At 58.9% G+C, this 26,613-nt stretch carries 19 protein-coding genes and 5 pseudogenes; 10 read left to right on the top strand and 14 right to left on the bottom strand.

Going from position 1 to position 26,613, the window contains the following annotated elements:
- Positions 1-16 precede the first annotated feature (16 nt).
- The 4 genes from ACNJX8_RS09435 to ACNJX8_RS09420 form a co-directional block, all read right to left on the bottom strand.
- Positions 17-2,125, bottom strand: coding sequence for a 3-hydroxyacyl-CoA dehydrogenase NAD-binding domain-containing protein (locus ACNJX8_RS09435; RefSeq protein ID WP_439360376.1), 2,109 nt, complete (start codon positions 2,123-2,125; stop codon positions 17-19).
- Positions 2,126-2,743: 618 nt separating this feature from the next.
- Positions 2,744-3,898, bottom strand: a complete 1,155-nt coding sequence (locus tag ACNJX8_RS09430; protein ID WP_439360375.1) for an acyl-CoA dehydrogenase family protein — start codon at positions 3,896-3,898, stop codon at positions 2,744-2,746.
- Positions 3,899-3,990: 92 nt separating this feature from the next.
- Entirely contained in the window at positions 3,991-5,193 is a 1,203-nt protein-coding gene (gene pimC / locus ACNJX8_RS09425) for a pimeloyl-CoA dehydrogenase large subunit (protein ID WP_439360374.1), read from the bottom strand.
- Between the two features lie 92 nt (positions 5,194-5,285).
- Positions 5,286-5,597 (bottom strand): hypothetical protein, encoded by a 312-nt coding sequence (locus ACNJX8_RS09420; protein WP_439410319.1) that lies wholly within the window; start codon positions 5,595-5,597, stop codon positions 5,286-5,288.
- Here ACNJX8_RS09420 and ACNJX8_RS09415 point away from each other — a divergent pair.
- Entirely contained in the window at positions 5,584-5,853 is a 270-nt protein-coding gene (locus ACNJX8_RS09415) for a hypothetical protein (protein ID WP_439410318.1), read from the top strand. The genes ACNJX8_RS09420 and ACNJX8_RS09415 overlap by 14 nt on opposite strands.
- A 299-nt stretch (positions 5,854-6,152) precedes the next feature.
- Here ACNJX8_RS09415 and ACNJX8_RS09410 read toward each other — a convergent pair whose 3' ends face one another.
- The 5 genes from ACNJX8_RS09410 to ACNJX8_RS09390 form a co-directional block, all read right to left on the bottom strand.
- Positions 6,153-6,764 carry a hypothetical protein gene (locus tag ACNJX8_RS09410; RefSeq protein ID WP_439360371.1) on the bottom strand — a complete coding sequence of 204 codons (612 nt, stop codon included), beginning with the start codon at positions 6,762-6,764 and terminating at the stop codon, positions 6,153-6,155.
- On the bottom strand, positions 6,751-7,119 hold the full coding sequence (locus tag ACNJX8_RS09405) for an IS4/Tn5 family transposase DNA-binding protein (RefSeq protein ID WP_439361860.1): 369 nt from the start codon (positions 7,117-7,119) through the stop codon (positions 6,751-6,753). Before ACNJX8_RS09405 ends, ACNJX8_RS09410 begins: the two co-directional genes overlap by 14 nt.
- A gap of 1,662 nt (positions 7,120-8,781) precedes the next feature.
- A complete protein-coding gene (locus ACNJX8_RS09400) occupies positions 8,782-9,642 on the bottom strand; it encodes a transporter substrate-binding domain-containing protein (RefSeq protein WP_439360370.1) in 861 nt (286 codons plus the stop codon).
- Positions 9,643-9,850: 208 nt separating this feature from the next.
- A complete protein-coding gene (locus tag ACNJX8_RS09395; RefSeq protein WP_439360369.1) occupies positions 9,851-10,027 on the bottom strand; it encodes a hypothetical protein in 177 nt (58 codons plus the stop codon).
- A 39-nt stretch (positions 10,028-10,066) separates the two neighbouring features.
- Positions 10,067-11,473 (bottom strand): amidase, encoded by a 1,407-nt coding sequence (locus tag ACNJX8_RS09390; protein ID WP_439360368.1) that lies wholly within the window; start codon positions 11,471-11,473, stop codon positions 10,067-10,069.
- Between the two features lie 1,225 nt (positions 11,474-12,698).
- Between ACNJX8_RS09390 and ACNJX8_RS09385 the strand changes: the two are divergent.
- A pseudogene (locus tag ACNJX8_RS09385) lies at positions 12,699-12,974 on the top strand (integrase core domain-containing protein); the annotation flags it as partial.
- A gap of 723 nt (positions 12,975-13,697) precedes the next feature.
- Here the strand turns inward: ACNJX8_RS09385 and ACNJX8_RS09380 are convergent.
- On the bottom strand, positions 13,698-15,203 hold the full coding sequence (locus tag ACNJX8_RS09380) for a porin (RefSeq protein WP_439360367.1): 1,506 nt from the start codon (positions 15,201-15,203) through the stop codon (positions 13,698-13,700).
- Between the two features lie 635 nt (positions 15,204-15,838).
- Here ACNJX8_RS09380 and ACNJX8_RS09375 point away from each other — a divergent pair.
- Positions 15,839-16,168: a transposase gene (locus ACNJX8_RS09375; protein WP_439360366.1), complete on the top strand. Its 330-nt coding sequence runs from the start codon at positions 15,839-15,841 to the stop codon at positions 16,166-16,168.
- Positions 16,140-16,796 carry a transposase gene (locus tag ACNJX8_RS09370; RefSeq protein ID WP_439360365.1) on the top strand — a complete coding sequence of 219 codons (657 nt, stop codon included), beginning with the start codon at positions 16,140-16,142 and terminating at the stop codon, positions 16,794-16,796. The genes ACNJX8_RS09375 and ACNJX8_RS09370 overlap by 29 nt, the downstream gene beginning before the upstream one ends.
- 280 nt (positions 16,797-17,076) lie before the next feature.
- Here ACNJX8_RS09370 and ACNJX8_RS09365 read toward each other — a convergent pair whose 3' ends face one another.
- A complete protein-coding gene (locus ACNJX8_RS09365; RefSeq protein WP_439360364.1) occupies positions 17,077-17,694 on the bottom strand; it encodes a Crp/Fnr family transcriptional regulator in 618 nt (205 codons plus the stop codon).
- A gap of 800 nt (positions 17,695-18,494) precedes the next feature.
- On the opposite strand from ACNJX8_RS09365, the pseudogene ACNJX8_RS09360 reads away from it, so the two are divergent.
- From ACNJX8_RS09360 to ACNJX8_RS09345, 4 genes and pseudogenes are all read left to right on the top strand, one after another.
- Positions 18,495-19,451: pseudogene (locus ACNJX8_RS09360) on the top strand (IS110 family transposase); the annotation flags it as partial.
- A gap of 151 nt (positions 19,452-19,602) precedes the next feature.
- Complete coding sequence (locus tag ACNJX8_RS09355; RefSeq protein ID WP_439360345.1) at positions 19,603-19,812, top strand: hypothetical protein; 210 nt, start codon at positions 19,603-19,605, stop codon at positions 19,810-19,812.
- Positions 19,736-20,617 (top strand): IS5 family transposase, encoded by an 882-nt coding sequence (locus ACNJX8_RS09350; RefSeq protein WP_439360344.1) that lies wholly within the window; start codon positions 19,736-19,738, stop codon positions 20,615-20,617. Before ACNJX8_RS09355 ends, ACNJX8_RS09350 begins: the two co-directional genes overlap by 77 nt.
- Before the next feature lie 81 nt (positions 20,618-20,698).
- Positions 20,699-21,043 carry a hypothetical protein gene (locus tag ACNJX8_RS09345; protein WP_439360363.1) on the top strand — a complete coding sequence of 115 codons (345 nt, stop codon included), beginning with the start codon at positions 20,699-20,701 and terminating at the stop codon, positions 21,041-21,043.
- 298 nt (positions 21,044-21,341) lie between these two features.
- Here ACNJX8_RS09345 and ACNJX8_RS09340 read toward each other — a convergent pair whose 3' ends face one another.
- Complete coding sequence (locus ACNJX8_RS09340) at positions 21,342-22,454, bottom strand: IS110 family transposase (protein WP_128943091.1); 1,113 nt, start codon at positions 22,452-22,454, stop codon at positions 21,342-21,344.
- A gap of 978 nt (positions 22,455-23,432) precedes the next feature.
- A pseudogene (locus ACNJX8_RS09335) lies at positions 23,433-24,368 on the bottom strand (IS3 family transposase); the annotation flags it as partial.
- Positions 24,369-24,961: 593 nt separating this feature from the next.
- Here ACNJX8_RS09335 and ACNJX8_RS09330 point away from each other — a divergent pair.
- A pseudogene (locus tag ACNJX8_RS09330) lies at positions 24,962-25,539 on the top strand (transposase); the annotation flags it as partial.
- A gap of 2 nt (positions 25,540-25,541) precedes the next feature.
- Here ACNJX8_RS09330 and ACNJX8_RS09325 read toward each other — a convergent pair.
- A complete protein-coding gene (locus ACNJX8_RS09325; RefSeq protein WP_439360362.1) occupies positions 25,542-25,769 on the bottom strand; it encodes a hypothetical protein in 228 nt (75 codons plus the stop codon).
- A 161-nt stretch (positions 25,770-25,930) separates the two neighbouring features.
- Between ACNJX8_RS09325 and ACNJX8_RS09320 the strand changes: the two are divergent.
- Positions 25,931-26,542 (top strand): annotated as a pseudogene (locus tag ACNJX8_RS09320) (integrase core domain-containing protein); the annotation flags it as partial.
- Positions 26,543-26,613: the final 71 nt, after the last annotated feature.

Raw genomic sequence — 26,613 nt, 5'->3', positions numbered from 1 at the left:
TAGATTCGCGAACGATTCATCGTTTGGCCCAGTCGCCTATGCGCTCGCCGGTCGCCGCAAGCGATTCCAGAAGGCGGCTCGGAGTCCAGTAGCCGAACTGGTTTCCTCGTGTGCGGGCGTAATGATCGAGTGTGGTCTTGATTTCCGACAATCCGATTTGGTCGGCCATGAACATTGGGCCGCCTCGGTAATCGGGAAAACCGTATCCAGCGGTCCACACGACGTCTATATCGCCTGGCCGGTAAGCAATACCTTCGTCAAGGATACGAATGCCCTCGTTGATGAGGGGGTACATCAGCCGCTCGATGATCTCCTGGTCCGTGATGTCGTGGCGGCGAACGATTCCATGCTCGCGTGCCAGATTGGCGCAGACGTCGACGATCTTCGGGTCAGGCAGCGGAGTTCGGCCCTCGTAGCGGTAATAGCCAGCCTTGGTTTTTTGGCCGTAACGACCCAAATCGAACAGCTTCCGCACAACCACACGATAGCTCGGATCGGGCGGCAATTCGCCGGCTTCAAGGCGGCCATTGACGACCTTTGCGCCGATATCGACTCCGGACAGATCGGACATCCGGCAAGGCCCCATGACCATGCCCAATGATTGGATGGCGGAGTCTATCTGTTGTGGCTCTGCGCCCTCAAGCAATAGAAACTCCATCTCGCGGATGTACGGATCGAGCATTCGATTTCCGATGAAGCCGTAGCAAACGCCTGACACCACCGGAACCTTTCCGATCCGGCGCGCGAGGCGCATCGCTGTCGTCAGCACATCGGGAGCCGTCTTGGCTCCCCGGACGACTTCGAGCAGGCGCATCACGTTCGCCGGACTAAAGAAGTGCATTCCGACCACATCGGCCGGGCGGCCTGTTGCTTCTGCGAGGAGGTCTAAGTCGAGGGTCGAGGTGTTCGTCGCAATGATCGCTCCGGCCTTGCAGACTTGCCCCAGTCGCGCGCAGACGTCCTTTTTGATATTCAGATTCTCGAATACAGTTTCGATCACAAGATCGCAGCTCGCCAGCGAGAGATAATCCAATGACCCGTTCAGGAGGGCCATTCGCTTCTCGACCTGCTCCGTGCTCAGCTTCCCCTTGTTGGCGCTCGCCTCGTAATTGTTACGCACCACTGAAAGGCCGCGTTGAAGCGCTTCATCGGTGGTTTCGACCAGCACAACGGGGATGCCGACGTTCGCAAAATTCATCGCAATGCCGCCTCCCATCGTGCCGGCGCCCACAATGCCCACGGAATGCACTTCACGACCCCGAGCCTCGCGCGCCAAGCCGGGGATGCGCGCAGCAGCACGTTCGGCGAAGAACAGATGGCGCAGCGCTCGCGAGGTGCTGCTCAAGAGCAGCCGATTAAATTCGCGGGCTTCCACCTCTTCACCATCAGAGAATGGAAGAGTTACCGCCGCTTCAACTGCTCGCACGATTGCGCCGAGCGCAGGGTAACTCGGCTTCTTTGTGGCCTTGGCTGCCGCGTCCGCCAGAGTCTGCTTGGTTGCTGCATCGGCGGATATCTTCAAGGCGCTCGAGCGCCGCGTCGGTACGTTCGTCTTGGCCAGGCGTTCGGCTGCGGCAATTCCCAGCACAAGCGAATCGCCGGCCGCGATCTCGTCAAGAATGCCAGCGGCGAGCGCGTCCTGCGCAGAGATGAATCGACCAGTGAGGATGAGATCGAGTGCAAGCGGCACTCCCGCCAAGCGCGGAAGACGCTGGGTGCCTTGGGAGCCAGGAAGCAGGCCTAACTTGACCTCCGGCATGCCGAGAAGTGTATCAGGTAGAGCCAGCCGATGGTGACAGGCCATTGCCAATTCCAAGCCTCCACCAAGGACGGTACCATGTAAGCTCGAAACAACCGGGCGCGGGGCCGCATCCAACCGCGAAAGCAGCAAACTAAGTGCCCGAGCGTCGAAATCGGGCGCCTCGAAGTTACCGATGTCGCCACCCGCCGCGAAAGTGCGTCCTTCACAATGTAGGACGAGTGCCTTGGCGGCGGCATCGGCCTCGAAGGTGTCGAGCGCCTTACGTAACCCCGCGACAACCTCCGCCGAGATCGCATTGACGGGGGGATTCGAGATCAGCACTAGCCCGATGCCATTACGGTTGTCATAGCTGACGACGTTCAAGGACATTTTCTCACCTGGTCTACTGAACTACCGATCACTAACTGCCGCATGATCCGCGCTGGCAACGAATATGAATTAGGGCTCATAGCGAAGCCTTGAGCTCCACGCGCGCTTTCACGCTGGCCAATCTTCACACGGTTGGGCGCAAGGTCCTAAACGCGACTGATGACTACGGTCAAGATCGCCGCCTTCAGCTGGTTTGCGCTGCACGGTTGTGACCATGCCGATGGCACGGCGGCCTTTGGTGCGGTCTTTCTAGGGACATGCTGTTGCCGCAGCGTTCGAGAGGATAATACATGTGCTTACCGCATGGATGCAACGCAGAATCAAGAAGCAGCCCGCATTGAGTTCGCGCTGGCTTCGACGCCTCTCGATTCACTCATGGCCGTTCCTTTGGATCGAAGCCCAGCTTGAACAGCTCGTGTAAAGACAATCCTCCGGAAGCGCTCATGAACGTCGGTAGGATCGCCGTAATTGTCTGCGCGATCCAGCCTGCGTCCTAATGCACAAGGCGTAGGGCCGCCGCCGGCTCATCCGGAAAATCGCATCTTTCGCGTAGTACGAAGGTCCGATGGTTCACTTCTGTCGCCGCTCTGTGCGGAGAGACAAGGTGTACGACTATTCCAGCTCATGGATGACGCCGCCCAGATTTGAAAGCCGGCGCAGATGATGATCGGCATCGCCCAGCAGGGTATCTATCATGGTGACGTGCTTGAAATAGTGGCCAATCCGATACTCCATGGTCATGCCGACCCCTCCATGGAGTTGGATCGACTGCCGCCCGATCGCCCTCGCGGACTGGCCAATCTGAGCCTTCGCTGCTGAGATCGCTCGCTCGCGTTCTGTGGTTTTGCTTTCCCCGACCATCATCGTGGCATATATGGCCATGGAGCGTGATTGCTCCAATTCGATGAACATGTCGACCGCCCGGTGCTGCAGCACCTGGAATGAGCCGATGGTCGTGCCGAACTGCTTGCGGGTCTTCAGATATTCAACGGTGGTCGCCTGCATTTCAGCGAAACAGCCGATCGCTTCCGCGCAAAGGCCCGCAATCGCCTCGTCCGACACGCGGGCAATGACTGGGAAGCCGCCTGCCGGATCGCCAATGGCATTGGCGACATCGACACGCACATTGTCGAGCGTTACCTCGGCCGCACGCAGCCCATCCTGGGTCGAATAGCCGTGGCGCTTGAGCCCCGGCGCATTCGCATCTACCAGGAACAGACCGATTCCGTCCTTGTCCCGCGAAGCACCTGTAGTCCGCGCCGACACGATAATCTTGTCGGCCACGTCACCGTGAAGCACGAGCCCTTTACGACCATTCAGGATCCAAGCTTCCCCATCTCTCTTGGCCCACGTCTCGACGTCGAAAAGGTCGTAGCGCGACTGCAACTCGGAATATGCGAAGGCGAGCTTCATACGGCCTTCCGCTATCGCCGGGATCAGAGCGGATTTCTGCAATTCGTTTCCCGCATGCCGGAGAATGCCGCCGGCAAGGACCACGGTTGCGAGATAGGGCTCGAGGATCAGAGCTTTCCCGAACGCTTCCATAACGATCATCATCTCGACCGGGCCGCCGTCATAGCCGCCGTGTTCCTCAGAGAATGGCAGAGCGAGAAAGCCAAGCTCGGCATAGCGCTTCCACATCGTCTCGCTGAAGCGTGAATGCTCGGACTGATATTTGCGACGGTGTTCAAAGCTGTAATTCTCGAGCATTAGACGCTCGACGCTGTCCTTCAGGAGACGCTGCTCCTCTGAAAGTTCAAAGTCCATGCCTGGAATTCTCCTGAGAATAGGGATGGCGGCCGCCTTCTGGCGCTTCGCAAGTAGATCCTGCCCTGCTTTCCGAAGTTGATCTTGGGTCGTCAGAGGTCCAGGACCGCCTTGGCGATGATGTTTTTTTGGATCTCATCGGAGCCGCCATAAATCGAAACTTTTCGGGCATTAAAATATGCAGGTGCGATCGTTGGCGCCCAGTCAGGGCCAATCGACGGATCGTTGCGACGCTCGAGATCCGCCTCCGACCGATAAGGCAAGGCATAAGGGCCGACCACGTCCATCAGAAGCTCCGATGTCGCCTGCTGAATCTCGGCACCCCGTATCTTGAGGATCGAGCTCGCCGGGTCTTGCGAATCCTTCTGCCGTTTTGATTCATTGGCGAGCATGCGAAGCTGCGTAATCTCGAGCGCCTTTAGCCGGACTTCGACTGCGGCAACCTTCTCGCGAAACTCAGCTTGGTCGATCAGCCGCCCCCCGCCGAAACGCACCCGCGAGGCGAGGTCCTTGATGCGCCGAATGCGTTCCTTGGAAACGCCGACGCAGGCAATGTGGAAGCGCTCGTTGACGAGAAGGAATTTGGCGTAATCCCAGCCGCGGTTCTCCTCACCGACGAGGTTTTCGGTCGGCACTCGCACGTCGTCGAAGAAGACCTCGTTAACTTCGTGTCCCCCATCTATCATCTGAATTGGACGCACGGTTACGCCTGGCGCTTTCATATCGATCAGGATAAACGACATCCCGAGCTGCTTTTTCGCTTCAGGATCTGTCCTCACCAAACAAAAGATCCAGTCGGCACATTGCGCAAGCGTCGTCCAGGTCTTTTGTCCGTTGACGACGTAGTGGTCACCGTCGCGCACCGCGCGTGTTTTGAGGGAAGCAAGATCGGAGCCCGCCCCAGGCTCAGAAAAGCCCTGGCACCACCAGTCTTCCAGTGTGATGATGCGCGGCAAAAAGCGCTTTTTTTGGACGTCGCTACCGAAAGTATAAATGACGGGTCCCACCATGTTCACGCCGAAGGCGAGCGGCGCCGGTGCCGGCGTCAGGCTCATCTCCTCCGTAAAAATGTACTGCTTGATGGGCCCCCAACCTGTGCCGCCAAATTCGATCGGCCAGTGCGGCACGGCCCAACCTTTATCCGCGAGGATACGCGTCCAGCGTCTCATGTCGCATTTGTCGGGGTGCAGTCCGGCAACAAGCTTCTCGCGGATATCGACCGGAACCGCGGCGCGGAAGAAAGCTCTAACCTCGTCACGAAAAGCGAGTTCATCTTCAGTAAAATTCAGGTCCATCGTTGCTGCCCTATTTCAGAAGTCTCGGCCGGCCTGCGCTATCCACGCCTCCGCGCGCCTGGCTTGCCTTCGATGGGCGCCTTGCCCGAAAGTCACGCGCCCGAGATACCGCCGCGCCGCCCTCGGCGTTTAACCTTCGCGGCATCCAGACCGCGTTTGTCGTGGTGGTAGATGACGAGCATGGCAAGGCGTTTGTTAAAGGAACCGCCTGTGGCGACGCCAATACCAATTTTGGAGGGCTCAATATCCAATTGGAATTGATATGCGCTTTCGGTGTTCCACAAGATCCTCAAATCGGGCTGCAAAGCTGAGGAGTCGAAGCTCAGGACCGCCCAGCGTCTGACCAATCTGATCTCGCTCTTTTGCATCCTGCGTTGGCGGGTCTTCTGGATGACGATGCTCAACCGTTCCGCCCCAGACGCGCCGCCAACCCTCGCGACTCCGACTGAAATCGGCGTGCTCGATCGCCTCGTGAACGACAAACCAAAAACAAGCCAGAAAACGCTCTCGCACTATCTGATCAAGATTGCCCGGCTCGGCGGTTACCTCGCCCGCGCCGGCGATCCGCCGCCCGGCAATACGGTCATGTGGCGCGGGCTGCCACGCCTCACCGACATCGCGCTGGGCGCCATGGTCGGAGGAGAATTTGTGGGTAATTGAAAGTCGGTGAAGGCCGCCTGCCGAATGAGGCGTGTTGTTGAGAACTGTCCTTATCAGGTAATAGGTGCAGTCCCCAAGTCGAACGGCCTGAAGTAGTGGACAGGATACGGCGGCCTGGTCGAGGATGAGAAGCTCGGATCGTCCTGGAGAGCTTACAAACGCGGCGCCAAGTTGCAGCAACAGCGGGGCGGTAGGGCGTTTCGCGCTCATTGCTGCTGCGATGGCGACCATCGTTTCGGGCTGCGGCGAGGGATGCCGCCCATCAACCTGGCTTCGTACCGGCGATGGTGGTCGCGGAATCAGGGGCGACGCCGGTCCAGTCGCGCTTCGATCTTCCATCTCAAACCATACCATTCCAGCTTCTCAATGGCGTCGGTGCGGGAACCAACAGGCAGGTTGGTGATCAGCTTCCAATCGATCTTCTTTCTGTTTTTCGGCGTCCCGCGCTTTTCGGCATGGATCACCGTCAGGGTCAGAGCGGGATAGCGCTTCTGCTTTCCAATCGGCGGTAGGACGCGAATCTCGCGATACCTGATCTCAAGAATGGCCTGGTCGGGATCGCCGTTGCTGTCTCTGACTTCGATGCGATGGAGCCCTTTGACGGCGACCTCGTCCATTTCGTCGGCGATCGTGTGATCCCCGTCTCCAGCCAAGCGGTCGACGCAGGTCCTGATCAGGAAATGAGTTCCGATCTCCTGTGCTGCGCAGAAGAGCTCGTAAATGTCACTCTCGCGATCACCGATATGGATGCATCGTCCCGGATGATCCAACAGTTGCGTAGACTGCTTGAGATTTTCCAACCACCGGACGCTTTCCTTCTTCTCGATGGGAATCCGGGTCGGATTGATCTTCTTTTTAAGCGCTGCCGTCCCCTTGAATTTCTTCCGGGTCCAGAACTTAACGGCCGCCAACCCCAGCGGCACCCCCTCGATTGTAACCGCGAGGCTCGAATGCATCAGGATGCCGCAAACCGGGTGCGATCTGAGGCGACCTGGCCTTATCCCATCCACTGTTTATGCTCTTGGTGATGCCGATCGCTTCTGACTTCTCGCGTTGATAGCTGAACTCGGTTGTATCGTGCAGCACAAGAACCAGACCTTCAGTGGCGGCGGCACGGTCACGTGTCGATCGGAAATGTCCGGCCAGAATGTCCACTTCGCTGACCCGGTCGTTAGAGAAGAAGCGGTAGGCTGCCTTGGTATTCGCCCAATCCTGGCAGACGAGCGGAATGCTTTGTCCCATGGCGCTTCCAATCTGCGTGAGCAGTTTGCGGAATCTGTCGCCGAGCCCCGCGTCCCTAAACTCGCATCCACTACTCTCTCATCAATCCAACATTCACCTCCCAAGGACGGCAAACAGCCTTTTGCCGATCGATCCCTTAATGTCAGCCCCATAGAGCACCCCTCGCGAATCAGGTGCTCAGAAAGGAATCACAAGTGATTCTTTCGATTCAAGTTTTCGCCGATCAGCGGATCATCCCGGTGATCAAAGTTATGGGTAATTGAAAGCTTCACCGAACGGATACCGCGCCAGCGAAACTGGCGAAGGATAGTCGATGAAAGTTCGATACAGGAAAGGAATAGCGACCCACCTTGGTCCCGAATCATGCGGCGGCGTCCGTGAGGACGACTTCGAAGCGTCGATACGGGAAACTGCAGGCCAGCCATTGAGCCGCGAAATCGGAAGTCTGGAGCGCTGACGCTGTTATTCTAAGCCGGAGGCAACACTTCGGGCGGCGCATATCGCGAGCCGCTCAACCACGCGCTCAGAGACCCTGAGCATGCGGAGAACTCCTTCGTACAGGTACTGAGAGATCTCGTCGCCGCCCGGGGACGAACAGCGTTCGGGCAGGTTGGGAAAGGCGAATGCCATAAGCCCGGCGTTCGACGAGAACTCGAATGTCCGTATAGTACCAATGAACGACCTGAACAAAAGCGACGGGTCCACACCGGGGTCCGCGGGCAGCCAAGGGCAATAGCAGACATCTTCCCGCGCCCCCGACACAAAGCCGGACCAGCGGGTCGGCGAGGCTGGTCGCGATACGTGAACTGGCAAGACGGTATAGGAAGACACAGTTCCGGGTGTTGATGCATCACGTGACGCACGAATTGCTGACGGAAAGCTTCAGGCGACTGAAGCGCTCCGCGGAGCCCGGCGTCGACGGGGTGACGCGGCGCGACTATGAGGAAGGGCTCGACAGCGAATAGCAGCGCTTTGGGACGCGGCCCAATCAGGCCGCTACCAGGCACTCCCGTCTCGCTGAGTGTATATCCCTAACTTGAATGGCAAACTGACATCGCTCGGAATCGCTGCGCTGGGGATAAGATCGTCCAGCACGCGGTTACGACTGTCCTGAATGCAATGTACGAGGCGGACTTCCAGGGCTTTTCCTACGGATTCCGGGAGGGGCGAAGCCTGAAGAAAGCCTGGACGCACTCTGGATCGGCATCCATCAGGAAAGATGAACTGGATGCTCGATGCCGACATCCGCGAGCGATGCTTAGCGCGAGACGATACGGCCTAATCAAACCCGGCGCTCCGTTGCTCCAATAGGCGCCAGGCTCCGTCGCCGGTTGCAGCGGTACCTGTACTACCACGCGTTTCGCGGGAACTGAAATTGCTCGTTACGTTCCGCGCTGCCGGCCATGGCGCTACCTTGGCCGACGCAACTAGCGCTCCGCATGACCTGGGAGCGGTCCCAGCGTTACGTTGGGCGATACATTCCGAAAGTCCGCGCCTGTCATCCGCATCCCAATTGTACGTGTCGTGACGCGGCAGCTCCGCACGTATAAATCTTGGGCGTGGGGCGCTGGGGAACCAGCGTCCCTACGGCGACCAGCCCCACCCGGCGGCAGATTGAGCCTCTTACGACAAGATAACTGCCGCTCACGGCCAATCGCCTCTGATTTCTTAGGCCTCCGTTGCGCCTCACTCGCAGCTTGGCAGGAAGTCGCTCGCCTTTGCATACTTACCGAGTAGCCGGACCCTCGCATCGCCGTTCGCGACTCCGTACTTCTCGTACAGCTTTTGGATCGCGCCCTTTTTGATCAAGAGATTGAGCTGCTCATTGAATGCGTCGCGGAAACGTGCATTTTCCTTGCGAAATACCACGCCACCTGCGGTGATGGGCGATTGTTCGTCGACGACCTCTTCGACGCCTTTCTGCTCCGGATTCGGGATGCCGAATTGACCGACTAGAAACGCGTCTACCCGACCGCCGCGGACGCTCGCGACGCCAGCCTCATGGTCAGGAACGTCTAAGATTTGCTCGGGCTTGACTCCTCGACTAAGCGAGTAGCTGCGATATCCGCTCGATCGACCTATAATTGCAATCTTGATCTCGGGTCCGCGCGCGACGTCTGCTACAGTAGTCAGATGCTTGGGATTTCCTGGGAGGACATAAAGCGCCGCCTGCAATGCATAGAAAGGCGTCGAAAATATTACGGTTTTGCAGCTTTCCGCCGTGATGTCCCAACCGGCCCCAACGAAGTCGACGTGGCGGGCCTGCAATGACGGGATCATAGCAGCCCAATCCGTGAGCACCGGCGTAAGCGCTGGCAGGCCCATGCCCTCTAGAACCATGTTCTGCAGGTCAATCGAAGTACCCGTAGCCTCTCCGTTCGGCGACATTATCATATACGGGGGCAGCGCAATTACCGCCACCTTGGCTCCCCCGGCCCGGCGGATCGAGGCGAAAAGAGGGTCCTCCGCTTGTGCAAGCGTCGGAGACAAATGGCCGATAAATGCAATAAGCAGGATCAGCAACGAGAGTTTTGGTGTCACACGCATGGGGGTCTCGTCCCTTCAAATGTATCAATTTTGTTTGATCAATGTGATTCACGGCATCCGGCAACGCCAATACCAATTTTGGAAGTATCGATACCATTTTGGCATTGACTCGCCGCACCGTGATTTGAGGAGTACGGCTCAACCCGCCGGCGTGGCTTACGGTTATCCTCGCGCGGATCGTCGCACGGCCACGCGTCAACAAGGTCTGTCACGTCACCGCCATCACCGAGGCAGCGATGGACGCGGCGAAGTCGAACACTGGTTGCGAGACGTCGCCAATGAAATGGAAATCCAGGATGGAGCGATATGGGTCTATGGCGTTGGCGAAGACGGTGTCTATCCGTTCATCGACTCCGACGTCGAACGCCTCATCGAGCTCACCCAAGTTTAAAAGAAAATCCGGGGTTGCTTACCACTCCAGAAGTTACCGGTCTGTGGCACCTCGGCTCCATCTAAGGTGCCAGCTCGTAGCGATCTGGTAACTGTGTACGAAACGTAGCAACCGCGCTTCGGAGAGATGAGTTCCGACAAGTTGAATGCCGAGCGGCCTATCCTCTTCACTGAACCCGGCGGGAAAGGTCACGGTCGGATTGCCGCTTGCATTGAACGGGATAGTGAAACGAAATCCAGTCTCAGTCTCGATCATGTGTTCGAACTCTGACCACGTCAGCGACTGAAAACTACTGACTGGCATGATCAACGCATCGACTTCCCGCAGCGTCAAACGAAGCAGCCCTCTGAAACGATCACGCTGGATCACGGCTCCGGCATAGTCCAAGGAATTCACACCAAGGCCGGATTGAATGCTCTTTGCGAATCGCGGTCCGTAGCGATCGGCCAAGGCCGGATAAGTTCCGGCATGCACGCTGGCAATTTCTGCCTGTAGCGCCTTCGACAAATGCCGCATCATCGGTCTTGGGTCGGGGAAGGTGATCGGCTTGATCTCCGCTCCTAGGGACTCGAAAAAGCGCACCACATCTTCGAGAAGGTCGATGGTCTGGTTCTCGGCGCCGTCGCCATTGTAGTCACGATCAACGCCGATCCTGACACCTCGCAAGCATTCTATTCCGCCCAGGGCTCCCAGGTAGTTTGGGACCGGATCGAGTAGGCTGGTAGGATCTAAGGGATCATGTCCAGCAATGACGCCCATCGTTGCTGCCACGTCCGCAGCGGATCGCGCCATTGGCCCCAACGTGTCATAGGAAGGCGCGAGATCGAATATCCCATATCGGCTTACTCGCCCCCATGTCGGCTTGAGACCGGTCAATCCATTCTGGGCGCTTGGAAAGCGTATCGATCCTCCCGTATCAGAGCCAATAGCCGCGAAGCACAAACCAGCAGCCAACGCGACTCCACAGCCTGAGGACGACCCTCCAGGCCACAGATCATCCCGCCAAGGGTTCACAGGGTTGCCGTAAGTTGGATGATGATCCACGCCTGCGCCTTCGGCCAGATGTAGCTTACCTAGCAGCACTGCACCGGCATCACACAGGCGACGGACCACGGTCGCGTCTTCATTGGGCTTGAAATCCTTCTGGAACGACATGCCGTTCGTAGTCGCTATACCTTTGGTAAAGCAGAGATCCTTCAGTGCTATCGGTACCCCATGAAGGGGGCCGCGGCGGCGCCCCTGGCTAAGCTCTGCCTCAGCCTGGGCCGCCTGTCGAAGAGCAAGCTCCGGAGTAACCGTCAGGAAGCAGTTGAGCCGCGGATTAAGCCGGTCGATGCGTTCGAGCATGAACTCCGTCAGCGCAATGGGCGACACCTGTCCGGAATGAAGTTTCTTGGCCACGGCCAGCAGCGAATCGTAACACCAATCGTGAGCGCTCATTTTACCGCCTTCCTCATTGCCCGGTATTCATTCCTTGAAACGAGCCTCCACCTCTGATCACCAGCTGCTGTTCACGCAAACAATTCTGGAGTCGGCTACCAGCAACCATTTGCCAACGATGCTACCGCTCGCGGGCGGGAGTCAACGGAGCACGCCAACGGCCTGCAGCGCGTAGCCAATCTCTCCTTGGTAGCCCCATCGAACAAGATCTTTGTCCGTTGTGCAAAAGTCCTCGCCAGCCGGAGTGCATCAAAATTGTTCGCCGATTCGACGCTAAGTATCTCACCAACTCTGCATAGAGCTGGCAGATTTGTCAGCAAGTTCTTAATTCATCTACTATCGCGACATGCTCGCGGCTGGCGGGTAATCGAGATGAATTGCGCCGCAGTCTTTGCCGATATCAATTTGGATGCCTGCTGCATCAAGGCCGAGTTCGTCCGCGAGCTCCGAAGAGCCGACGTGTAGTCTGCGGGGGCATTGAGTTGGCTTCCAAGAACAATTCGCTCATGCTCAGCCCCTGCGAGCTTGAGACGGTTCGTAATGAATTGTGGCCGATGCGTCCTTGGCGACTCCAATACCAATTTCAGACGGATCAATGCCGAATTGGAATTGAGCGCGATTCTCGATAACGGGCGACCCGTACTCAGGAGCGTTATCAGCCGTTCCCAGCCCGGCAAACAGGCTATGCTATACAAACGCTGGCTCTGAACGCCGCGATTTCGATCCGGTGGAGCCAGGAGACCGCCTAATGGCTTGGGCCAAGTGCACCGGGCGTGAGGGGCCGGCGAACACGCGAGCCAGAACCGCCTGATGTCCGGCCGATAGCTCGGGTTGGCAATCGCAACTCTCACCGGGTTGATGCGCATTGACCTGCTAGCGAGTTTCATTCAGCAATAGTTAGAGTCTCGGAGTGTTCGGAGTTTCGGAGCAACGGGCGACGAATGGAGGTGGGAGTGGTTGCGAAGCCGATCATCCGTTGCGGAGAGGTGGGCGGCATAGGCCCGCGGGTAGTCGGAGGTGGTGCGGCGAAATGGCTTTGCCCGCGGGCTGCTCACGGTGTGGCGATTTCCAATAGTCTCGTCTGTGCGGAGGTGGCTCACCATGACCGAACCACAAGGCTTTACACGCTTCCAATGTTTGCAGACCTTGACGAGCGAGTGGTCATTCGCGCGCCGGAAAGCTCAATGCCGTTTTGGGCAACTGAATTGTTTCTTTGAGCCGGAGCCGTGTCGCATGGCACTACATCGCGCCGGGCAAGACCACGCAGAATGCCTTCATCGAGAGCTGCAACGGCCGGCTGCGGGATGAACCGTTGAAAGAGACGCTGTTCACGTCGCCGGTCTAGGCTCGCGTCGTGCTCGGATGATGGCGGGCCGATTGCAACGGCCCCCTCGGATGGAAGACGCCGTCCGAGTTTGCCTTGACCTGCCATCCGCGCCGGGATCGCTCGCTGAGCTATGCCGAGCGCTCCGCGCCAGCTCCCGTCGCTACCACCGCCTAACCGTGCAAATCCAACAGCCGGGGCGAACTCAGGACTGGATAAAACTTGGGGGAAAGTCAGAGCTAGTAAGAACCAGGACATTTGCACCCTCCATTTGCAAAAACGCTTTGCATCTGCAAATCAGCACCTTGTTCGAAGGATTAGCGTCTCGTTTGTTCCAGCGCGGCGGGCTCCTCTCGCGAATCCGTCCTCCCGCGCACGGTTGGCACCATAACGGTCTCGATCGACTGATTGAAATCAACTGTCCTGCGACGCACGTAGGTGGGCCGATTGGATTATTCGGGCGGCCAGCGCTGAGCAAGTCGGGCTTCTTTGTGTATCCGGTCGAGTCTCGACCAAGTTTTCGATGCCGAAATCGGTGAAGGCCCGAACGCCGTCTTCTCCGATCCCATAGACCTAGATGACACCGCCTCGATGATACCAGCCATTCTACAGTGGCGTTGCCCGCCATGAAGCGCGAATCGATCGTGGTGTACGGCAAGGTCGGCGCATTCTTGATATTGAAGCAGAGGGCCGCGAAATAGGATTCTGAATTGGGGTCTGGGACTCACCTCACCAGAGCAAATTGTCAATCGCCATCGCCACTTTGTGTCCTTTTGCCCTCGCAGAAATAACGTCGATCCGAGTAGTAAAAGGCCCCCGGCGGGCATGCCGGAGGCCTTCTTGGAGGTTAACTGAGATTATGAAGTGCTTGCCTTTTCTCCTTCGCTAGTTTGAGAAAAATCACCAGGTGCGTTGAGCTCGCAGCAGCAGGCTCAACGTATTCTGATCCTTCAGCTCGTAGGTTGCGCCCGGCTTGGCGATACCAGCTTGCGCCGGCAATACCACTGTGCTTCCGGACGCGTACTTCTGGTCGAGCATGCTGTAAGCCAGATCGGCCGAGAAGGTCAGATTCCTGACCGGGGTCCAGCGGGTGATCATCCCAACAACCGAGTAGTTAAAATCGGGATTGCATCCGGGAACGCCGCTCGAGAGCGCGAGGCCTGCAACGAAGGCGCCGCAAATGTAGCCCTTGGCCGTGTTGTTGTATCGCACAGCAGCCCACCCACCGTAGATCGAGGTGCTCCAGCGCGGATCCCAGTTGTGGTTGTAGGCACCATTGAAGCCATAAGTCGTGGTCAACTCCTGGCCAGCACCTGTCACGAAGATAGAGTCGGAAACACCAGCAAGGCCAACGCTCTGATAAGCACCGGCCAAACCGCTACCGCTGTACATCGCGAAGGCGGTTGCTGCATACGGCTGGAAGTTGTAACGACTCGCACCATTCGTATACACGCCCTGCACGTTGATCGAGTCACCCGCACCGGTCGGGATATTCTTGATCGACAAGGCCAGCTGTCCAGCCCAGCCCCACTTATCACCGGGGTAGCCGGTGAGTTCGGACGCACCGTAGTAGGCAGCATGGTTGTCGTGTGCGGCCACCGAGGCCTGGACAAGGCCCCAAGCCTGGTCGACACGGAGCATCGCGACCAGGTCGGGCGCTCGCGACCCACCGATGTCATTGGCACCGTAGGCGCCAGTGGCGAGACCCGCTGCAGTCGCGGCGCTCACGTTCCAGATATTAGTTGTGTAGCGCGTGACTTGATCCTCAGCCGAAAAGGAGGCCGAGATGCCCTGACCAAAGTCAGCAGTATATGCGAACTGGCTCACGGGTTCCCAACCGCCGCCACCCGGCAAGCCGTCGAAGTTGTTCCCCGGGTAATTGCTCCAGGGTGCCGAGAACTGGGACTGCGCTCTACCTAACGTGAAACCCGCGAACTGCATGAAAGCGTAGTAGACGCCCAGCGTGCCACCGGCGATGTTATCACCAGCGTAGGTGGTCCCGCCAGCACCGGTTGCGGTATAGCCACCGGACGTCCAGGAGAAGGTCGCATCGAAGAAGGTGCGGACGACGCCGTATTCAGTCGCGGTGCGCGTATCGATGTTGAGATCCTCACGAGAACGTGCAGTGTAGTAGTTGCTCAAGCGGTTGTTGGCTCCAGCCGCGCCGTTGACTCGCCCCGACGCGTAGACACCGTTGGTGTTCAAGGCTGTTTCCGCACGCACGTAGCCACCCAGCTTGATGCAGGTATCGGTCCCTGGGATGTAGTAGAAGCCGGCGCCGTAGAGCGAACAGATCTTCACGTACTCGATCGCCTTGGCCTTTACCGGCAGGTCGGCGGCCAGCGCTCCGCCTGAGGCGATCAACGTCGCCGCCGAAGCGAGCAACAGGCTCTTCACCATCTTCATAAAAGTCCTCCGAATTGTTTAATTTCAAAAGTGGCGGTCTCAACTTTACCAAGAGATCAACCACCATCGCCCCCAATCATTCTCGACTTGCAGGGCCCTCCTCAACGCCGACTGATAGATCAATCAGTGAACGTCGCGCTGCGGACCATTCCGCCCCTCGCATGATTATGTTGACAGATTGCGTTCGCGATCGGCGTCCAAACTTGGTGCGGAACGAACCAACTTGTGTGGACGCTGCGCAGGCGTGTCGCAATCGTTTCATAAAGGTACGATTCGTACGTGCGCCGATTCAGAACGGCGCGTTCTGTACATTTCGTCCCTTTCGACGACATCAACATGATCCTGCAGCTGACTGTCGCAAGTGTTCGCAGGCGCGTACGCGCACCGCCGACAGGACACGTGGGCGCGAAAGTGCAATGGAAGCATGTCTGAGGAAGAACTGGAGAAGTAAACGCGCAGCTCGCTTTGCTAGCACTACTTCGGCAGATTGTTGATTTATAGGATTCCCGAATCAATTTTTTAATGATTCATGGGTGGTCGGCTCTTGGAGGGCTGACCATGCCGGGATGGGAAGACGAACTCGAACGCTGGCTGATGCCGTTGTTGGACCGGCTGGGTCATAAGACGGGCAGCGAATGTATCCTCTGTATGTTGCGGGTTTGATCGGTCCTGGCGATCGCAAGAGCGTTCAGCCGATCGCGGAACGCCTTGCCACGAGCAACTACGATCAGTTGCACCATTTCATTGCGGACGGTGTCTGGGACGCGACGCCGCTGGAGACAGAGCTGCTCAACCAGGCGGAACACTTGACACTTCACTGCCCAAGAAAGGTGAGCGCTCGGTCGGTGTTGCGGCTCAATACGCGTCGGCTCTCGGTAAACCGCAAATTGCCAAACCCTGGTGTCTTTGACGCTTGCGCGCGGCGAAGTGCCAGTGATGGTCGCGTTACGTCTCTTTCTGCCTGACAGCTGGACAAGCGACATGCCTCGTTTGAAGCGCGCTCGCGTGCCAACCGAACACCGAACGCCACGATCCAAGCCGGAGATCGCTTTGGCCGAGATTGACCCCGCGATGGCAGCCAACATGCGCTTTGGATGTGTGCTGGCGGATGCAGGATACGGCCTCAGCGCACCGTTTCGACAAGGGCTAACAGAGCGCGCGCTGGCCTGGGCTGTCGGTATCCCTCGGCACCAGAAAGTGTATCCGGTCGATGTGAAGCTCATTTGGCCGATCACCAAAATCCGTGGCAAAAGACGAAAGCACCACGTGCCCGATATCTTATCGATTGCGGCACAACAAATGCTGGCGAGCGCCAAATGGCCAACCGTGTGTTGGCGTAGCGGGACGAAAGGTCGACTCAAAGCCCGATTTGCTGCTCTCCGTGTCCGCACCGCCGACGGCCCTCCGCAGCGGATATGGGATAAAGGTCAGCAGCATCTTCCCAGGCGACGAAGCCTGGCTCATTGGCGAGCAACGTGCCTCCGGGGAGAAGAAATACTATCTCGCTATCTTCCGGCGAGGACGGATCTGCGCACGCTGGCCGCCACCCCATCAAGGCACGGTGGATTTGTGAGCAAGCGCATCAACAGTTGAAGGAGGAGCTTGGACTTGATCACTTCGAAGGGCGATCATGGCAAGGTCTTCATCGCCACACGCTTATGACAATGATTTCCTAGGCCTTCCTGCAACATCGTCGCCTCGCATACGCGGGGCGAAAAATAAGAATCACCGGGCCTCCGCCTCAACCAACAATGCCCGCCGTACGTCACGCCATCATCGATCTCATCCTTCGGCCGTTCTCAGCAGTGCCCCCATATTGCCGAAAGCAAATCCTTGAAAAACAGCGGCGAAAATACGTTCTGCCAAAGTAGTGCTAGCCCGCAGACTCTTTTTGCGCAGTCAACTCTGGGGATGGATAAGCGTCAGAAATGACCTTGTAGCAACTGCACGCCCTTTGCTCGAGGCACTTGCGTTCATCGATCTGCAAGACGCCGCGCATCTTACGAATTAGGCCTTGTTCTTCGAATCGAATTAAGGTCTCCGTCACGCCAGCGCGACGCAATCCCAAGACGGATGAGAGATAGTCATGGGTCACTGGAAGCACATGCGCATCAACAGCATCACTCGCCAAGCAGAGCCAGGATGCGAGGCGCTTTTCGCGATCGTGCCAAACCCCGCACAATCCCGTCTGGGCACTATGCAAATATAGCGCTTGGACGTACTGCAGGAGATGATCCCGTATATCAAAGCGCTCGTCTATTGCACGACGGAGATCCTCGACACGGATTCGGTGAGCGCTGCCCGGAATCAGTACAACGGACTGGCGGGTGGTAAGATGCGCTCCCAATAGGACTGAAGCGCCAACAGCGCCCTGATATCCTATCACCGCCGTTTCGAGGATACTTCCAGCAGCGACAATCCTTAGCGAGATGAGACCTGACTCTACAAAATAGACGTAATCAACCTTCTTTTTCGGTTCGTGCAGAACCATACGTTCCCTCAGCACGATCGGCTCTAGGAGCCGCCTTATTGCCGCGAGATCTTGGAGGGAGAGGCCTGCCAGTATCGCATTCTTAACGAAGAGCCGCGTATTAGGACGTGCAGTATCAGGCCAATGACGCATCGGCTGCCTCCCCTGCATCTGGTCCGCCAAGGATCGTTGTCTCCAAAAATGGCTCCGACTCGAAAGTCTTCAAGGGCTCTTCCGGACGACTCGGCGCGTTCCATCCCTCCACCAGACGAGTATCGGAGACTGAACTTATCTTGAAAGATGGCACCGAATATCCCCACAGACCCCGAAGCTCACACTTCTCCTGAGAGGGTCTGCACCCTCACCAAGCGCGCTTGGCGGCCATTCAGTCGATGTCGAAGCTTTGTCGTTCGATTTCTGCGCGTCGGCTAATCACCACGTCAGGACCCCACCTGAGATGCTCAAACACAATGTTCAGAATCACAATCCAGCTCGCGCTGGCGGTGCCTATTCCGGATCAACGCCGTGGAACCGCAAGCCATGTAGCTTCCGCAACTACACGTAGATCCCCTTATCTAGTAGGCTCCAATTGTGATCAATCGCCCTCCCGTCATTCCAATACCAATTTCAGACTCGTCGATACCAGATCGGAATTGTACCTATTGGCCGCCGCTCGAAGCGGCACCATCGCTCTGAGCAGAAACAATCTAGACCCTATGTTCGCCCTCTGAGGTGACGGGCGGCCCGCCCCGCGGCAAGCTCCTATCGAGGGTTGCGCCGGATGGTCCGGCGCCGAGCCTCAAGCATGGGGAGCGGGCCTGATGAACGATAGCATTTTCGTGGGGCTGGATGTGCACAAGGCGACGATTTCGGTTGCGGTGGCCGAAGGGATGCGCGGCGGGGAAGTTCGTAACTTCGGGATCATCCCCAATCACGCGGATCAGATCGACAAGCTGGCGAAGAAGCTTGGCAAGGGTGACCGGCAGGTAAGTTTTTGCTACGAAGCCGGACCCTGCGGATATGGCCTGCATCGCCAACTGACGGGACTGGGGCACAATTGCATCGTGGTAGCCCCCTCGCTGATCCCAATGAAGGCCGGGGATCGGATAAAAACCGACCGGCGCGATGCGGCGATGCTGGCCAAGCTGCACCGGAGCGGCGAGCTGACAGCGGTGTGGGTTCCGGATGCGGCGCATGAGGCCATGCGCGACTTGGTGAGAGCCCGCGCCACAGCGATGCGTGTGCTCGGCAAGGCGCGGCAACATCTCCAAGGCTTCCTGCTGCGGCATGGGCGCATCTATGCCGGGAAGAAGGGGTGGACCCTGGCTTATCGTCGCTGGCTCACCACGGTGCGCTTCGATCACCCGGCAAGCCAAATCGTTCTGCAGGACTACATTCATGCCATGACCGACGCTGAGGCCCGTGTGGATTGCTTGACCAAGCGGATCGAAGAGCTGGCGCCACAATGGTCGATGACGCCATTCGTTGAGGCCGTGCAGGCCATGCGCGGCGTCGCCTTCATCGTTGCCGTGACGGTGGTTGCTGAGGTCGGCGACTTCTCCCGCTTCGACAATCCCCGCCAGTTGATGGCCTTTCTCGGTCTCGTGCCGTCGGAGCATTCGAGCGGCGCCACCATCCGACGCGGCGGCATCACCAAGGCTGGCAACGCTCTGGCCAGGCGGGCTCTGATCGAGGGGGCATGGACCTATCGCATGCAAGCCCGCGTCAGTCGCAAGCTCCATGACCGTAACGAGCGTCTGCCACAAGCTATCCGCGATTTCGAAGTCCAGCGTCCGGGCGCTCAGCCGGAAGCGGCTCCGCTTGATCGAGTCCCTTGACAGCAAACATGAGAGCAGGCCGTTGAAAAAGGTGCTCGCCGCCGACCAGCGACCGTGATTCATTGGCTCCGACGAGATTCGGAGATGATGCGTGCGCGGCGGCGACAATCGAACGGGCGAGCTGTTCAGCTACGTCGATCGGGAGGCGCGGGTGCGGCGTGACCATCCGCTGCGAGCGATCCGGACGATCGTGAACGAGGCGCTGTCGACGCTGGAGCGCGAGTTTGCCGCGCTCTATTCGCCGGGGCCGTCGATCCCGCCGGAGAAGCTGCTGCGGGCGATGCTGTTGCAGGCGTTTTAATTCGATCCGCTCGGAGCGGCTTTTGATGGAGCGGCTGGAATACGACCTGCTGTTCCGCTGGTTCGTCGGAATTGGCGTTGACGACGCAGCCTGGGATCATTCGGTGTTCTCGAAGAACCGCGACCGGTTGCTGGAAGGCGACATCGCTGCCAAGTTCCTGGCGGCGGTGCTGGCGCAGCCCAAGGTGAAGAAGTTGCTGTCGAGCGATCACTTCTCGGTCGATGGCACGCTGATCGAGGCCTGGGCCTCGATGAAGAGCGTGAAGCCGAAGGATGGCTCTGGCGAGCCGCCGGCGCAAGGCGGCGGGCGCAATGCCGAAGCGCACTTCCATGGCCAGAAACGCTCAAACGACACCCATGCTTCGACCACCGATCCGGATGCCAGTCTCTACCGCAAGGGAAAGGGCAAGGAGACGAAGCTGTGCTTCATCGGGCATGGGCTGATGGAGAACCGCCACGGCCTGCTGGTCGGCGCCTGCTTGACGCGGCCCGACGGGCATGCCGAACGGGTGGCCGCGCTGCACATGATCGAACCGCGTGCCGACCGGCCAACAGCGATCACGCTTGGCGCCGACAAAGCCTACGACGCAGAAGACTTCGTCAACGAGCTGCGCTCGATGAGCGTGACACCGCATGTTGCGCAAAACACCAGCGGCCGCAGCTCTGCGATCGACGGGCGAACGGCCCGGCACGGCACGGCACGGCGGCTATGCCATCAGTCAGCGCATCCGCAAGCGCATCGAGGAGGCATTCGGCTGGATCAAGACGGTCGCCGGGCAAGAGAAAACCCGATTCGGTGGCCGTGAACGCGTCGGATGGGCCTTTACCTTCGCTGCCGCCGCCTACGATCTGGTGCGGCTGCCCAAGCTGATCGCGGAGGCCGGCTGATGGCCAAGGTGCCCGGCTTCGCCAAGGCCTTTGCTGGCCGCTGGCGCATCGTCGAAATGGACAACTGCGACAGCGACTTCCTCGATCTCGTCGAACAGGCGCATCTCACCTTCAAGGGCAAGTCCGACGGTGAAATTGCCTTCGGTGCGCTGAAGAGCTTCCTCGATGTCCGCTACGGCGCGCGAGACGGTTCGGCTTGCGCGGAGTTCTCATGGGAAGGGCACGATGGGAACGACCCCGCCTGCGGTCGCGGATGGGCTATGATCGGCACTGCGGGCAGGCTCGTCGGCCATTTCTACATACACACTGGCGACGATTCAGCCTTCGTTTGCGAACGCGGCTGAGTTTCTTCAACAGCCTGCTCTCATGTTTGCTGTCAAGGGACTCGATCAAGCGGAGCCGCTTCCGGCTGAGCGCCCGGACGCTGGACTTCGAAGGTGCCCACGGTAGGAGGCAGAGCCAAAGACGACGGTTGATCAAGCTCTCATGCGCGGGTTGGGTACCGCATGACCGTGGTTTCGTCTTGGGGCTGCCTCGGTCTAGGGGGCGAGCGTCGGCGATGCCGGCTCATAACAGGCCACGAGGATTCCCCACCGCGCCCTGCCTCCTGCCCTGGGCACCGATATGGTCGAGCAGCGCTCTTCAGGCGGCCGGCCCGAGTTGTACTTGGCGAGTGATCGCCCACAGGAAGCCGACCATCTCGCGTGCAATGGCGGTGGTGACGATCACCTTAGGTTTGCCGCTCGCCGACAAGCGGCGATAGCGGGCGCACAGCCTGACCTGGGCCTTCCAGGCGATATCGCGGATAGCTTGTGGCAGACGCTCGTTACGGTCATGGAGCTTGCGACTGACGCGGGCTTGCATGCGATAGGTCCATGCCCCCTCGATCAGAGCCCGCCTGGCCAGAGCGTTGCCAGCCTTGGTGATGCCGCCGCGTCGGATGGTGGCGCCGCTCGAATGCTCCGACGGCACGAGACCGAGAAAGGCCATCAACTGGCGGGGATTGTCGAAGCGGGAGAAGTCGCCGACCTCAGCAACCACCGTCACGGCAACGATGAAGGCGACGCCGCGCATGGCCTGCACGGCCTCAACGAATGGCGTCATCGACCATTGTGGCGCCAGCTCTTCGATCCGCTTGGTCAAGCAATCCACACGGGCCTCAGCGTCGGTCATGGCATGAATGTAGTCCTGCAGAACGATTTGGCTTGCCGGGTGATCGAAGCGCACCGTGGTGAGCCAGCGACGATAAGCCAGGGTCCACCCCTTCTTCCCGGCATAGATGCGCCCATGCCGCAGCAGGAAGCCTTGGAGATGTTGCCGCGCCTTGCCGAGCACACGCATCGCTGTGGCGCGGGCTCTCACCAAGTCGCGCATGGCCTCATGCGCCGCATCCGGAACCCACACCGCTGTCAGCTCGCCGCTCCGGTGCAGCTTGGCCAGCATCGCCGCATCGCGCCGGTCGGTTTTTATCCGATCCCCGGCCTTCATTGGGATCAGCGAGGGGGCTACCACGATGCAATTGTGCCCCAGTCCCGTCAGTTGGCGATGCAGGCCATATCCGCAGGGTCCGGCTTCGTAGCAAAAACTTACCTGCCGGTCACCCTTGCCAAGCTTCTTCGCCAGCTTGTCGATCTGATCCGCGTGATTGGGGATGATCCCGAAGTTACGAACTTCCCCGCCGCGCATCCCTTCGGCCACCGCAACCGAAATCGTCGCCTTGTGCACATCCAGCCCCACGAAAATGCTATCGTTCATCAGGCCCGCTCCCCATGCTTGAGGCTCGGCGCCGGACCATCCGGCGCAACCCTCGATAGGAGCTTGCCGCGGGGCGGGCCGCCCGTCACCTCAGAGGGCGAACATAGGGTCTAGGATTCCAAAAATCGTCTGAGCGCGACGACTGTCAGGCTTCGTAAAAAAGGGAGCTGCGCGGATATTTACTTGGTCCACGCAAGGTAAGTGGACTGTGAAAACCTAATCAGTTCAAAGGATAAAAAGTTCGGCGGGTACGCGGTCTGTTGAGCGAGATTCGGGGCCTTGCCCCAAGACACAGAACGCTTGTCGCCCTCGCTGGCCAGGACTGGCGCGAGATCAAACTAGAAAAAAGCCGCGCGGAGGCCCCGCGGCAGGGACAGTGCGCCGACCTAACTGGAAGATTGATTCTAAGCGGCTGTCACTCATTGGCGGGGCGCGGTCAGATATTCTCGAGCAACGACGGCGTCGCGCTTCGGCGAACTGTCGCCGAGATAATCTCGGAGAGCCGCCTAGGGGACTTGGCGTGTGTTAGGGAGTTCAAAGCACTTACAGCCATGACGGTATTGATCAGAGCCCAATGCGGTGACTATTCTTCCCGAAAGAAGCGTGAGCGCTGCACATTGGTTTGTAGGTGTCCGTCACCCCCGAGGAGCTCAATCGAGTGCCCCGCCGAGCTCAACACCATCTCGCAGCAATCAATATCAAACTGGAATGCCGGGCGTGCTTCGTCAGTTTCTTAAAAATGCGCCGCGTGCAGCTCGATGGTTCTCATGCTCTCAACGGAGTTCTCAATAGTAAGGGAAACAGAGATCAACATGCTGCTAGCGGTCAGCAGCACAACGGCCTTAGGAAAGCGGCCGCGCTGAAACGCTCGAGAAATCCAGCACGGTTCGTAATCCTGCTTTCCCCTGAGTGAGCGGCTTCCCACTGAAACGCGGTACATCGGCACGAGCACAGGCTCATTTTTGATGGCATAGGCCGCGGGGTCAGGTATTTCAGCGACGAGTGAGGCCGCCGGATACTGTAGTAGGCGACCCACTTCGCGATCTTGGCGCGGGCGTCATCCAGATCGACGAACAGGGTCTCGTTGAGCAGTTCATCGCGGATCCGGCCATGAAGACTCTCGATGAAGGCGTTCCCGGCACGATAAAGTGCAAATCGATGACTGTGTCCTTGCTCCAGGCGAGCACGGCGTTGCAGGTGAACTCGGTGCCATGGTCAGACACGATCATTCCTGGCTTGCCGCGTCTCTTGACCATTGCCGTCGGTTCGCGGGCGACCCGCCGTCCTGAGATCGACGTCTCCGGAATGGCGCCCAGGCATTCGTTAGTGACGTCGACGCCGATGTTGGGAATGCAGAAGCGCCGGCCGTTGGCGAACTGGTCGTGGACGAAGTCCAGCGACCAACGCGCGTTGGCCTCGCCTCGACAGGATCGCGGCACGGGTCTCCACAGCTTTGCGGCGAGCCCGCCGCTTGCGGACGGTAAGCCCTAGATGATAAAGCCGATAGATCCGATTGATCCCCGAGGGCTCTCCCTCACATCGCAGTAAACCGAAGAGCCGGCGGCAGCCGAACCGCCGCCACTTGTTGGCGAGATCGCGCAACCGGCCGCGCAGAGCCGCGTCCTCAGGGCCGGCTGTGGTGATAACGGATGGTCTTCCGATCCGCTCGGACGATCGCGCCGGCCCCCCTTCCGACATGCTGTTGGAGGCCTGTAGATGCGCAACCGCAGCGCGCTTAGCGGCCGGCCCTCCCATTTTTGAAAGCAGCTCGCGAAGGGCGGCCGCGTCGAGCATCTGCTCCGCCAGAAGCTTCTTCAGCTTCGCGTTCGCCTATTCCAGCGCCTTTGACCGCTTGGCCTCAGACACATCCATGCCGCCGAATTTGGCGTTCCAATTGTAGATTGTCGCTTCGGACTCCGTGGCAGGTCAACGTCTGTCGGTGCTGCGCGAGGAAGGCGCGATCGCGCCGTTGGTGCTGCCGCCTCTCACCCTGCACGAACAGATCTTCAAGAAGTTCGATGTTACCTGCGATCCGAGCGCGGCGTGGCCCCCCCGAGGTCCATCGTCCGCCATCTGTGACGGCGCGACTATCTGGCCAAGTTCGGCCTGCGGGCTCGAGGTTGCGACGCTCATGCTCGATGATATCGACTGGGCGCCAGCGAGATGCTCGTTCGCGCCAAGAGCCGACAGCGGGCACGGATGCCGGATACCGCCAGACGTTGGCGTGCTATCGTTGCATATCTGCGCAATGGTCGCCCAAAGTTGTCGTGCCGACGTTTGTTCGTCCGCAAACTCGCGCCGCAGTAACCTCCGGTGAGGCTTTCAATTGCCCATAACTTTGACCACTCGAGCTGATCCGCTGATCGGCGAAATCTTGAATCGAAAGAATCACTTGTGATTCCTTTCTGAGCACCTGATTCGCGAGGGGTGCTCTATGGGGCTGATGACCTTGCCCCCTGGACTTAATCCAGATTGAAGTTCGCTCTGGCCCATATGAGGACCAGAGCATGAAGCGCAGCCGCTTTACGGAAGAGCAGATCATCGGGATTTTGAAGGAGCACGAAGCTGGCGTGTCGGTTGCCGATCTGTGCCGGAAGCACGGCGTCAGCGATGCCAGCATCTACAAATGGAAAGCCAAGTTTGGCGGGATGGAGGTCTCGGAGGCCAAGCGGCTGAGGACGCTGGAGGATGAGAACACGCGGCTGAAGCGGCTTTTGGCCGACGCCATGCTGGACAATGCTGCGTTAAAGGACCTCCTGGGAAAGAAGTGGTGACGCCCGCGGGGAAGCGGAAAGCTGTCGCCCATCTCATGGAGGCCCACGAGATGAGCGAACGGCGGGCGTGTAAAGCCATCGGCTGTTGCCGCATGACCATCAGATATCGGACGACCCGGGCGGATGACGCGGCCCTACGCCAACGCATGAGAGCGATTGCCGAGGTGCGCCGTCGCTTCGGCTATCGGCGCCTGCATGTTCTGCTCAGGCGGGAGGGCTATCTGGTCAACCACAAGAAACTGTTCCGGCTCTACCGGGAAGAGAGGCTCGCGGTCCGTCGCCGTGGTGGCCGCAAGCGGGCGCTCGGGACCAGTTAGCTCCGGTGATGGAAAAATGTACGATCACTTCCTATGGTATACGGTTGCGCGCCGAGGTTCGTGTCCTCAACCTTATCCTCGTCCCAAACTTCCACGTTCTTGAGCATGAGGCTTTGCGTCAACTCGTTGACCATCGCTGAGCCAGTGGCCCCTGCACCAACTACGGTGCAAAGACCATTGACCTTTGATGGGTCGAACACGTCTTTGATGCGTGTTACGTCCATCGATCAGTCCTCTTCGTCGTCGTCACTATAGCCGCCGCCTGCCTCTTGCGCTGCGACCAATTCCACCCAACCAGAACAAAGGTGTGTCTTGCTCGGCTTTTTCTCAGGACACTTCTTGAGGCCCGGATCACCCCGAGAATCGTCGCTGGTTGCTGTGTGCAGCTGCGCCGATGGTGGTGCCGATAGCGCCGAATGACCGCTGGTCGCTCGACTTCGTCTCGGACCAGCTCACCGATGGCCGCCGCTTCCGCATCCTGACCGTGGTCGACGAGTGCACGCGCGAATGCCTGGCGTTGGTGGCCGACACCTCGCTGTCGGGCTCCCGGGTGGCGCGGGAGCTGGACCGGCTGATCATCGAGCGCGGCAAGCCCAAAATGGTGGTCAGCGACAACGGCACCGAATTGACCAGCAACGCCATCCTGACATGGGCCGATCAGAGCCGCGTCGCCTGGCATTACATCGCCCCCGGCAAGCCGACGCAGAATGCCTTCATCGAAAGCTTCAATGGCCGTCTCCGAGACGAATTGTTGAACGAGACGCTGTTCACGTCGCTGGCCCAGGCCCGCGTCGAACTCGGACATTGGCGGGCCGACTACAACGATACGCGACCTCACTCGCAACTCGGATGGAAAACACCATCGGAGTTTGCCTTCACCTGCAACCCGCGACGGGATCTGGCGCTGCGCTATGACGATGGCTCCGCACCAGCTCCCGTCGCTACCACCGCCCATTCGGGTAAATCCAACAGCCGGGGCGAACTCAGGACTGGATAAAACTTGGGGGCAAGGTCACTGACATTAAGGGATCGATCGGCAAAAGGCTGTTTGCCGTCGTTGGGAGGTGA

Source organism: Bradyrhizobium sp. SPXBL-04 (assembly GCF_051853035.1).
In the GTDB taxonomy this organism is placed as follows: Bacteria; Pseudomonadota; Alphaproteobacteria; order Rhizobiales; family Xanthobacteraceae; genus Bradyrhizobium; species Bradyrhizobium zhanjiangense.
Note: the sequence above shows the minus strand (reverse complement) of the source record. Positions and strands in the feature narration are given on the sequence as shown.